The sequence below is a fragment of the Butyrivibrio sp. genome (assembly GCF_015056685.1).
Taxonomy (GTDB): domain Bacteria; phylum Bacillota; class Clostridia; order Lachnospirales; family Lachnospiraceae; genus Butyrivibrio.
In genome coordinates, this window is sequence record NZ_SVFW01000013.1 from 70,339 (window position 1) to 81,177 (window position 10,839).

The window sequence follows — 10,839 nt, forward strand, 5'->3', positions numbered from 1 at the left end:
CGTTATCATGTTTTTATAGATATCTTATACGCTATGCTGTTAATACATTAGCAAAGCCGGAGCAATCCGGTGACGCAAAGCTATAGGGTCTTTATGAGACAGCCAGTTGCATTTTTTTAGTCGGGAAACTGCTTGTCTTTATGGTAAGCAGTATTTTTTTATTCAATTCATGGAGGTGTTTTAATGAAAGGACATTTAGTAGCAGCAAAAATTTTGAGTGGGCTTGTTGCAGCAAGTCTCATCGGTTCTCCGATAATTGCTTATGCAGGATCATCAGGGTATGTTGGTGAAACAACTAATGTATTTAATGATGAAACTTCAAGTGGGGCAGGCTTTACTTGGAGTTCAGACGACAGCACACTTACTTTAACAAATGACGTAAATGGTAATGTCGTGGCGGATAATGATATCACTATTACAACAAATGATAATGTTACGGTTTCCGGAAATATTGAAGTTAGTACATCTGATTCTTCAACAAGTGCTGATTTAACAATTAATAATGCTAATATTACCACAGGTGGCTCTATTTCTGCTGATGGAAATGTAAAGATAACAGACTCAACAGTATCAGCTGATGGCATAAACGGCGGAAAAGACGGTAAAGGAACAGCTGGAGATGTTATCATCACTGATTCAAATGTAACAAGTACAGATACAATTGCAGCCGGTAATGATGAACAGATTTCTTCTCATGCTCAGGGCGAATACGGAAATCATAATGTTGTTATCAACAATTCAAATGTCACTGCTGAAGCTAAGGACTCTTCTGTAGGAACTCAGTATCCCATAGTTGCAGTAGGAGGCACTGTCGCTCTTAATGGTAGCTATATATCTTCCCCTTCAGATGGTTCAACTCTAAATCAGGGTTATTATGGAACAGATATTTATTTAGGAGAAGTTGGAAGAATTAAAACTTCATCTGAAGGTGATGGATATACAGGTAAAGTCACAATTACAGCCGGTTCAAAGCCATCATCAGACTCAGTGCCTTCTGATACAAACAGTGGAAGTGGCACTTCACCAGATGCAAATAGTGGAAGCGGTGCATCATCAGATAACAATGATTCTGCTTCTTCAGAAACAAAGGTAACAACTACATCAGACTATGCTAATGTATATACATCTGATATTTCAAACGGTTATTTTGCAGCTGTATCAAATAGTTCAGGTGCGGCTACTGTAGCAGTAAAAGATTCAAATGGAAAATCAATGAACGTTGCCGTTGATTTAAGTTCTGCAAGCTCTTCTAATGGCTCAAAGATAACAGCAACAATAGTTCCTGCTCTTGATAGAAACGGAAATGAAAACAATGGACTTGATAAGAATGCACAGGCTCTTAATGCAGTAATAACAGAGTCTGGAAAGACTCCAATTGAAGGTGCACTCTTTATCAGAGCATATGCAGCAGGAGTAAGCCTTACAAAGCTTGAAGTACCTGTTAAATATACATTTACTCTTGATAAAACTTATGAAGGAAAGACTGTAACTGTATATGTAAGAACTGTTACAGGAGAAATTCATTCATATGATGCAGTAGTAACAAACGGCAAAGTTCAGGTAAGTACAGAATTCTTAGGAACAGTTGCTTTTGCAATGTGAGATTCGATGGTCCTACAACCCCGTCCCCTAGGACCATGGCCCTAGGGGACAACAAAAAAGGAAAGCATGAATGCTTTCCTTTTTTTAGTAGCGAGAGGGGGATTCGAACCCTCGACACCGCGGGTATGAACCGCGTGCTCTAGCCAACTGAGCTATCTCGCCATATGGGCTTTGTTGTACTGCCTGTCGCAACCGACTTGTATAATATACCTCAGACTAACCAGTATTGTCAACATAATTTTTTAAAAAATCTTGGAAAAATATCTCTTAAATTTCTAATTTGTGCTAATTCAAGCATAAGTTACCCAAACACCGAATTTTAATTGTGTTAAGATATAGTAAAGTGCTGTGTTTGCACTTTAGACATCATTTGGAAATGAACGAGGAAAAAATTTATGAATTTAGTTGTTGGGAGATCATTTTATTTTGATTTTGAAGTGGAATTTATGCAATGGCTCCAAAGTGTTTTGGGAGAAAAAGGAGCAGGAATAATTTCACATTTCTCTGCTTTTGGCGAAGAAATGTTGCTTATAGGTATATTGGGCTTTATATTTTGGTGCTATGACAAGAAATATGGAACCTATATTGGAATAAATGTTATGGTTGGACTTGTCCTTAATCCTCTTATCAAAAATATTTTCTGGAGGAGAAGACCATATTTTGATCATGGGGCCATAAAGTGCTTCAGACCGGTGGAAAAAGATGCTGATCTTTATGACATTGCAGCGCAGGGCTTTTCTTTTCCCAGTGGCCATTCTACAAACTCAGTTACAGCGTATAGCTCGATAGCTATGTACAAAAAGAAAAAGGCTTTTACTGTACTTGCTTTTGTTATTCCGCTACTGGTTGGCTTTTCAAGAGTGGCAGTTGGTGTACATTATCCAACTGATGTTATTTGTGGATGGCTCTCAGGTCTTTTGATCGTTCTTTTTATTCCATTTATCTTCAGCAAGGTAAATGAGAAGAAGCACTGGATCGTTTATATTGTGATCTTTTTGATTTCATGCCTTGGACTTTTTTATTGTAAGACCAGCGACTATTTCACTTCTTTAGGTCTTATGGGCGGATTTTTTGTTTCTATCGAATTTGAAAAGAAATTTGTTAATTTTGAAAATACCAGAAATCCGCTGTTTTGTATAACAAGGATTATTGGTGGTTTTGCAATCTATTTTGCAGTGAATACTCTTTTAAAACTTCCATTTAGTAAGGAGTTTTTGGATTCCGGAGTTTTTCTTGCAGGACTTGTAAGAAGCATCAGATACTTTTTGGTTTCTTTTGCTGCTATTGGCTTATACCCTTATGTTTTCAGATTGGAAAAGAAGTTTAGGAGGTAAACTCATGTGGGCATATGAAACATCTTTTTATCAGATCTATCCCCTTGGATTTTGCGGGGCACCTTTTGAAAATGACGGTGTGCTGGAACACAGAATATTAAAGGTAATTGACTGGATTCCTCATTTGAAAAAACTTGGTGTGGGCGCAGTTATTTTTAATCCGGTGTTTGAGTCGGATACTCACGGCTACAATACTAGGGATTATAAAAAGATCGATGTGCGCCTTGGGACAAATGCTGATTTTAAGAAGGTTTGCAAAGCACTGCATAAGGAAAAAATACGAGTTGTGCTTGATGGCGTGTTTAACCATGCAGGCAGAGGCTTTTTTGGCTTTGAAGATGTTAAGGAAAAGAAGTGGGATTCCCCCTATAAAGACTGGTTTAACATAAGCTTTGACGGAAACAGCAATTATAACGACGGATTCTGGTATGAAGGCTGGGAAGGCAACTACGATCTGGTAAAACTCAACCTTAAGAATCCTGCTGTTACGGATTATCTTTTGGAGAGCATTAAATTCTGGATCGATGAGTTTGGAATAGACGGACTCAGACTCGATGTGGCCTATTGCGTGGATACTGACTTCTTAAGAAGGCTCCGCCATGAAACTACAGCTTGGAAAGAAGATTTCTTTTTAATGGGCGAGATGATAGGCGGCGACTATAACCGCATTATGTCTGATGAACTCTGCCACAGTGCCACTAATTATGAGTGCTATAAGGGAATGTATTCTTCCTTTAACAGCATGAATATGTTTGAAATAGTCCATTCGCTCCTTAGGCAGTTTGGACCTGAAAACTGGACACTTTATAAGGGAAAGCACCTTCTGTCTTTTGTGGACAACCACGATGTGAGCAGGATTGCAAGCACACTTTCAAGACCGGAGCATTTAAAGCTTATCTATATACTAATGTTCGGGATGCCTGGTATTCCTACGATCTACTATGGAAGTGAATGGGGTGAAAAAGCTGACAAATCTCAGGGAGACCCGGCCTTAAGGCCATGTTTTGACAGCCCCAACTGGAATGAGCTTACAGATGTGATCGCAGCGCTGTGTAAGGCAAGAGAAGGGTCTAAGGCGCTCAGCTACGGCGGCTTTTCGTCACTTCTTTTAACTAACAGGCAATGCATATTTGAAAGAGAGGCAGATGGAGACAGGATGATAGTCGTGATAAACGCTGACGAAAATAGTTTTCATGCTGATTTCAATGCAAGAGCCGGCAGGGGGGAAGATGTGATAACGGGAAAAGAAATTGATTTTGGCGGAGGACTGGATATACCTCCTTACACAGGGTATCTTATCCAGGTTTAAATAGACACAAAAATAATATTTTGAGTCTCCATGTCACAAGCAAAAATACTTTTTTAGAGTGCTTATAAGATATTATTTATGTAGTACAACAAAAGAGTATATGGAGGATGCTTAGAACATGAAAATCCATTTTGACAAGCTTTATAAGGATGATAGGAAAAAAGAACTGTGCGGGCTTGGTATTCCGTTTCCAAAGGGTGAAGTTTCTTTGGAAAAATATGAGTCTTTGTGCGTTATGGATAAAGATGAAGCGATTCCTTCTCAGTTTAAGATAACTTCTACCTGGGACGACGGGACTGTAAAATATGTTTTTGCGAGGTTTCTTGCTGATCTTCCGGGCAATGCAGATAAGGATTTTGACCTTGAGTTTTTAGGCAAAAAAGCTGATTTGGATTCGAAGATTGATATAAGTAAAGATGAAGACCTTATATCTGTTTCCAATGGAGCTTTAAGCTTCAAGGTAAAAAATAATACAGATAATATTTTTGAAGAATTTATTTATCAGGGCAAAAACATAGACAGGGAGAGGTTTTCAGGGCCTGTTTTATGCGCAGCTGGTGAAAAATTTGAAACAGTTTTTGATGATTTCAAAGTAGTTGAAGAGGGCGAAATATACGCTGCACTGGAGGCGAACGGAAGATTTATAGAAAAAGAAAAACACCTTTCGGGCGAGGGGATAAAGTTCACCTTCAGGATCTATGTAACTGCTGGAAAACCGTGGATCGAGTGCGCTATAAGACTCTTTAACTGCACTGATGGAGACTTTGAGCCTCAGTCTCTTACATTTGAAATAAAAAACAGCCCTGAAGATAAAAAAGACAAGATCAGAACAATGGTTGCAAAATCCAACTATAAGACCAGCTTTACCACTGGCAATGAGGGCGAAGAGGTCTCTTTGCAGATCATGGCTGAGATGCTTGAAAAGGAAGCTAATGAGCATTTTGCAGAAGTGTTCTATGGGACTTTTTTTGCTGACTGTACAAGCTATGATTCAGGAATGGGAATATGTGCAACTGTATTTCAGGCACAGCAGAACTTTCCAAAAGCAGTAAAGGCGTCAGCTGACGGAATATGCATTTCTCTTATTCCTGACCAGGAAGAGACAAAAGCAAAGTCACAGAGTGAACCTGTGGTATTTAGCTCAGGAATGGCAAGAGAGCAAAGAATTTTACTTCATTTTCATGAAGCGGATATGGATGTGTATGAGATAAATAACAGAAGCCTTGTTTATCAGATGCCGGACACACCTTTGCTTGATCCTGAGGTCTTTGAACAGGCTGGGATCATGCCGGATATCTTTTTACCTGAAGATAAAAAAGTAGATGACTATGAACTTGCGCTTATCGACAAGGCAGATAATCATGTGCGCTGCTATGGAATGCTTAACTGGGGAGATGGGCCTGATCCGGGATATACCAGCCAGGGCCGCGGAGGCGGAAGGCTTGTCTGGACCAATAACGAGTACGATTATCCTCATGCAATGTATATGATGTACGCAAGGAGTGGAATAAGGAGATTTCTGGACTACGCCAATGTGGCAGCTATGCACTGGATGGATGTGGATGTTTGTCATTACAGCAAGGACGATCTACAGATCGGCGGGCAGTGGGAACATATAAATGGCCATACCGGAGGCTCAAAAGAAGGGAATGGATGCACCGGCGTTCTGGCCTGCAGCCATGAATGGGTAGAAGGCCTGTTGGACTATTATCATTTCACAGGTGATGAAAGAGCCCTTGAAACGGCAATAGGGATAGGTAAAAATGTTCAAAAACTCCTTGATACTCCGATGTTCAAGACTCCGGGAGAGAGCAGTGCCAGAGAGACCGGCTGGGCCCTTAGAAGCTTGTCTGCGCTGTATATTGAAACCCATGATGAGAGCTGGATAGAAAAGTGCGAATGGATCGTTTCTCAGTTTGATGAATGGAACAAGAAGTACGGGCACTGGCTTGCACCATATACTGACAATACAACCATCAGAGTTGGCTTTATGATCTCTGTTGCTGTCGGTTCGCTTATGCGCTATTACAGAGTTTTCCCTTCGGATAAGTTAAAAGAGATGATCCTGGGCGCTATAGACGATATAGTAGAGAATCAGATGAATCCTTATGGACTTTTCTACTACAAAGAGCTTCCAAGTCTTGCCAGAAATGGAAATAATCCGCTGCTTCTTGAAGCTATGGCTATTGCCTATGAACTTACAGGGGATGTTTCATATCTGGATAAGGGAATAAAGACATTCAAAAAACATATGGCATCAGCAGGATATAGTCTGGGGCAGAAAAAAATTATTGAAGATACTGTAGTTGTTGGCAGCGGAGCACCTAAGGCTTTTGCACAGGGATTTTTGCCACTTGCCTTGTTTTATACCAAGGTTGTAAAAGCAAATAAGTTGTTGTTGTAAAGAAACTATATTATAATCAATGTATGGAAATACGTACACCTATTGTTGCAATTATAGTACTTTCTATATTGATCATCATTTACCTGCGCAGGACAAGACCGCAGCTTAGTTCATCGCGTGTCTTTTTTGTCTTCCTCATGATGGCTTTTATAAATATTCTCTCTGAGATAGCAGAATGCTATGTATTTGTATATCTTGGAGGTTCGTACAATGTCTTAAGGCGCGGTGTTCAGAATTTTTATATAGGATCTCTTTTGACATGTACATATGTGATGACATTATACGTCTGTTCGAAAGTAACTATCAGAAGAAGCATATCTGCAAGGATGAGCGCAATACCATCTATCCCGCTTGTGGTCGGATTGATTTCGATACTTACTGGAAAAGCAAGGTATGGAAGGACTCAGACAGGCTTTTATTACAACTATGGAACTATGGTAATAGTTTGTTATTCCATAGGCTTCTTTTACCTACTTTCCATGGTGGTAGGTCTTGTGGTTCATAGAAAACGTCTTAGGCGAGAAGAGTTTATAGCTCTTTTTTCAGGAGCATTAGCATGGCTTTTCCTTGCGGCATACCAGTATTATACAAAGGGAATTCAGGTGTCTTCCATAGCCATGATGGTCATGGCTCTTGTGGTATTTTTAGTCATTGAGAATCCTAAGGAACTGTTTGAGAGGGCACTTCCTAATGTAAAAAATAAGGATGCCTTCACAATGTATCTTTTGGAGAAGTATGGACTCGAGAAGCCGTTTTTCATTGTCTCTGTCATTTTTACCGGAAAGACAAGTGTTCAGACTGCAGCCAACAGAGATGAGCTCTATAAACTTCAGGCCAATGTAGCTGAGCTTGTTCAGGATAAGCTTGATGTTGACGGTTATCTCCCAAACTGGAACACATTGAGCTTTGTGGTTGTTTCTCCTGAAAAGATAGAAGAGTTTATGACTATCATTAACAATTACAAAGTGGATGGTGGTAATTATAAACTTACCTTTGCTGTAATAGATGCTCTTAAGTGTGCAAAAGATGCCAATGAGGCTCTTCAGATCCTGACATATGTTTCCGGAGAATATATCTACAAACAGTCAGCACCGAATTTGGTAATCGATGAGAGTGTCATCGATAAGATGAGGTACAGAAACACTATCGAGGATGTGGTAAGAGAGTCGGTAAGAAACAAGGCTTTCGAAGTTTATTACCAGCCAATCCTTTCGGTTAAAGACGGAGCTTTTTCATCAGCAGAAGCGCTGGTAAGACTTAAGAGGCCTGATTCGGCTAATTATATTTCTCCTGAAGATTTTATTCCAATAGCTGAGAAATGTGGCCTTATCCAGCAGATTGATGATCTGGTGTTTGAAAAAGTATGTTCTTTCATTGCAAAAGAAAATATTTCAAGCTTTGGAGTAAAGACTATTGAGGTTAACCTTTCAGGCAATGAAGTTGTTGATCACCAGGCCTTTGAAAGACTTAGCCGGAAAATGGAAAAGTATCACATTCCACCTAAATTTATCAACTTTGAGATAACAGAGACTGCTTACATAAATAATGATGAGGCCTTCAGAGAAAATGTCAGAAGGCTCAAGGAAATGGGAAGCACCTTCTCGATGGATGACTTTGGATCGGGGTACTCAAATCTCCTTGAAATACTAAAGATGGATTATATCCTGGTAAAAATGGATAAGGAATTCATATGGAACTGCCTTGATAAGGAAAGGCCTGAAAACCTGAAAATGCTTCAGTATACCATAAATTTCCTGAAGGAGTACGGACTTCATATTCTGGCTGAAGGTGTTGAGACAATGGAGCAGGCAAAGATCCTGATAGATAACGGAGTTGAGTATTTGCAGGGATTTTATTATTCAAGGCCTATTCCTGAAAAAGAATACATAGAGTTTTTGAACACACAAAAAGGGCTTTTTGAGCCGAGCATGAAAGGAGAATGATTATGAACGAGGCGTTATATGATGCGGTTTTTTGTTATGGTGAGAACAGGATAGATCCTTTTGAACATACTAATGTTGATTTTCACAGGATCATTTCCGACATGCGTCTTGTGGGCTATGAGATTACATCCCTGAATATTGTTCATCAGATCATGCTTGAACAGCTTGATAATCTTTTAAAGATAAAATCCAATATTATCGAAGCTACGATGGATATGGAAAATAAGGACGATTTCTGTAAAGAAAAGTATGGCCTTTCTTTTAAGGATATAGATGCACTTGACCCTCAGCATGATATCGAGTGGGATATAAAGAGCGGAAAAGTTATCTTTTTCCTTGCGCATGACGCACAGTATAAGGAAGAGGCATATTTTATCCTGTTCAAGAAAGCTTTTGATGTGTTCACTGAAAAAACCGGTTTCAATTACATGAGTCATTAAAATGGGAATAATACTTGAGACAAACAGATTGATACTTAGAGGCTGGCAGGATAGCGACGCTGCCAGCCTTTTTAGGCTTGCAAGTGACGAGAGAATAGGCCTTTCTGCCGGGTGGCTGCCCCATGAAAGCGTGGGCTATAGCAGGGCAGTGATAAGGACTATTTTTAATAAAAAAGAAGTGTATGCCATCTGCCTTAAAGGCGGCAATAATGAACCGGTTGGGAGCATAGGTCTTACACTTACGGGAAGCAAGGAGAGACCTCTTTTGGAAGGTGATGCTGAACTGGGATATTGGGTCGGAGTGCCTTTTTGGGGAAGAGGAATAGCTCCGGAAGCGGCAAAAGAGATAATAAGACATGGATTTGAAGATATAAGACTAAAACGCATCTTTTGCTGCTATTTTGATGGAAATGAACAGTCAAAAAGAGTTCAGGAAAAGTGTGGATTTGTGCCCTATACAATAAACGATAAAACGTACATTCCAATGCTTGAGGAAACTAGAAAAGAGTACGTGAATGTGATGTACGCAACTGAGCGCATATAGCATAGATACTGAGAATCGCACATAAAAAAGACACAAAATTATCAAAATTTTAAAACGATTAACTATTACAAAATTTGTAATAATATGTTATAATTTAGTCACGTTCGAAAAGTGCCAAAGGCACTTTAAAAAAGTCCATAGATGAAAGCGCTTTCAGACAGATACAGCAGGTTGTTTTTTTAGAAGGAGGAACAATATGTTAAATGTAGGAGAGTGCGTTATTTACGGTAGTCATGGTTTATGTAAGGTTCGAGAGATTCTCGTACCGTCGTTTCTTGAGAGGGGAAATGAAAAAGAATATTACATGATGATTTCTGCTGTAGATGCGGGCAGTGTCCTTTATGTTCCGGTTGACGGAGCTGAGGATAAGGTTCGAGATGTTATGAGCGCTGACGAAGCTATGGGACTTATAGATGATATCGAGGATACACCGGAGATTGAACTACTTGAGGGTAAAAAGGCTGAACCGGCCATCACAAGTGTCATCAAGCGTAACGTTGTGGAAGAGATGATGAGCCTTGTAAAGACACTTCACAAGATCAAGGCGATGCGTGAGGCAGAGGGCAAGAAATTCGCTGCTCTTAATGAAAAGTACCTTAATATCGCTGAGAAACTTCTTTTTACAGAAATGGCTTTTGCACTGAAGACAGAAAAGGATGTCGTAAAGAGCCGCGTAATCGAGGAACTATCACATTTACCACTAGAGACTGCATGATGCAGTCTCTTTTTTCGTACATAATGCTTTCTCCGATGGAGCAAGCATTCTTTAGTTATCAGATCATCCTTTATAGACCAGATCACATGATGATAAACATACGTATTGGAAACAATACTTTCATCATAAGAAAAGTTTAGATTGCGGCTGAGTACGCCACCATTGACTGAGCCTGAGGAAAACGCCTTGTTCTGCGTGCCGACGGTGAGGATGATGGGAACAGTAGTTAGATTCATGCACCGTCGGATTCGGCATTTTAGCGTTTTCCCCAGAACCCGTCAATGGCAAGCACCTTCGGTGTGGCTGGGTACAAGCGCCTCAGGCTCTGACTCCGAGAACAGCAGGGGTGGCTACTTTCAAGGATGTGTAGGGCTATATGCTCATTTTACTGTGATAATTGATTTATTGTAACATACGAGGATACGCCTGCATGGATATATGCTATTACTTAGAAACATGACCTAAATAGCTTTTTGTACCGACCCCCAAAAGTTAGACCCAAAAATCTAACTTTTGGAGGTCGGTATTTTTATGTCTAAGTATTCTTT

Annotated in this window: 8 protein-coding genes, 1 tRNA gene and 1 riboswitch; of the genes, 8 read left to right on the top strand and 1 reads right to left on the bottom strand. The window is 39.8% G+C overall.

Features of this window, described 5'->3' with window-relative positions; genetic code table 11:
- Positions 1 to 39: 39 nt before the first annotated feature.
- Positions 40 to 114: riboswitch (cyclic di-GMP riboswitch) on the top strand.
- A 69-nt stretch (positions 115 to 183) separates the two neighbouring features.
- Entirely contained in the window at positions 184 to 1,602 is a 1,419-nt protein-coding gene (locus E7303_RS06585) for a hypothetical protein (protein WP_292144410.1), read from the top strand.
- 88 nt (positions 1,603 to 1,690) lie between these two features.
- Here E7303_RS06585 and E7303_RS06590 read toward each other — a convergent pair.
- Positions 1,691 to 1,764 (bottom strand) — tRNA-Met (locus E7303_RS06590).
- A gap of 233 nt (positions 1,765 to 1,997) precedes the next feature.
- Here E7303_RS06590 and E7303_RS06595 point away from each other — a divergent pair.
- From E7303_RS06595 to E7303_RS06625, 7 genes are all read left to right on the top strand, one after another.
- Entirely contained in the window at positions 1,998 to 2,936 is a 939-nt protein-coding gene (locus tag E7303_RS06595) for a phosphatase PAP2 family protein (protein ID WP_292144411.1), read from the top strand.
- A 4-nt stretch (positions 2,937 to 2,940) separates the two neighbouring features.
- Complete coding sequence (locus E7303_RS06600) at positions 2,941 to 4,245, top strand: alpha-amylase family glycosyl hydrolase (RefSeq protein ID WP_292144412.1); 1,305 nt, start codon at positions 2,941 to 2,943, stop codon at positions 4,243 to 4,245.
- Between the two features lie 118 nt (positions 4,246 to 4,363).
- Positions 4,364 to 6,649, top strand: a complete 2,286-nt coding sequence (locus E7303_RS06605) for a hypothetical protein (RefSeq protein WP_292144413.1) — start codon at positions 4,364 to 4,366, stop codon at positions 6,647 to 6,649.
- 23 nt (positions 6,650 to 6,672) lie between these two features.
- Positions 6,673 to 8,592, top strand: coding sequence for an EAL domain-containing protein (locus E7303_RS06610; protein ID WP_292144414.1), 1,920 nt, complete (start codon positions 6,673 to 6,675; stop codon positions 8,590 to 8,592).
- Between the two features lie 2 nt (positions 8,593 to 8,594).
- The gene (locus E7303_RS06615; RefSeq protein WP_292144416.1) at positions 8,595 to 9,032 is read left to right on the top strand and encodes a hypothetical protein; all 438 of its coding nucleotides are present in this window, start codon (positions 8,595 to 8,597) and stop codon (positions 9,030 to 9,032) included.
- Position 9,033: 1 nt separating this feature from the next.
- A complete protein-coding gene (locus E7303_RS06620; RefSeq protein ID WP_292144417.1) occupies positions 9,034 to 9,576 on the top strand; it encodes a GNAT family N-acetyltransferase in 543 nt (180 codons plus the stop codon).
- 196 nt (positions 9,577 to 9,772) lie between these two features.
- Positions 9,773 to 10,291, top strand: a complete 519-nt coding sequence (locus E7303_RS06625; protein WP_292144418.1) for a CarD family transcriptional regulator — start codon at positions 9,773 to 9,775, stop codon at positions 10,289 to 10,291.
- Positions 10,292 to 10,839 lie beyond the last annotated feature (548 nt).

Bases quoted from the DNA above. Each gene is read 5' to 3' on its own strand.
- E7303_RS06585 (WP_292144410.1), top strand. From the start codon at position 184: ATGAAAGGACATTTAGTAGCAGCAAAAATTTTGAGTGGGCTTGTTGCA.
- E7303_RS06595 (WP_292144411.1), top strand. From the start codon at position 1,998: ATGAATTTAGTTGTTGGGAGATCATTTTATTTTGATTTTGAAGTGGAA.
- E7303_RS06600 (WP_292144412.1), top strand. From the start codon at position 2,941: ATGTGGGCATATGAAACATCTTTTTATCAGATCTATCCCCTTGGATTT.
- E7303_RS06605 (WP_292144413.1), top strand. From the start codon at position 4,364: ATGAAAATCCATTTTGACAAGCTTTATAAGGATGATAGGAAAAAAGAA.
- E7303_RS06610 (WP_292144414.1), top strand. From the start codon at position 6,673: ATGGAAATACGTACACCTATTGTTGCAATTATAGTACTTTCTATATTG.
- E7303_RS06615 (WP_292144416.1), top strand. From the start codon at position 8,595: ATGAACGAGGCGTTATATGATGCGGTTTTTTGTTATGGTGAGAACAGG.
- E7303_RS06620 (WP_292144417.1), top strand. From the start codon at position 9,034: ATGGGAATAATACTTGAGACAAACAGATTGATACTTAGAGGCTGGCAG.
- E7303_RS06625 (WP_292144418.1), top strand. From the start codon at position 9,773: ATGTTAAATGTAGGAGAGTGCGTTATTTACGGTAGTCATGGTTTATGT.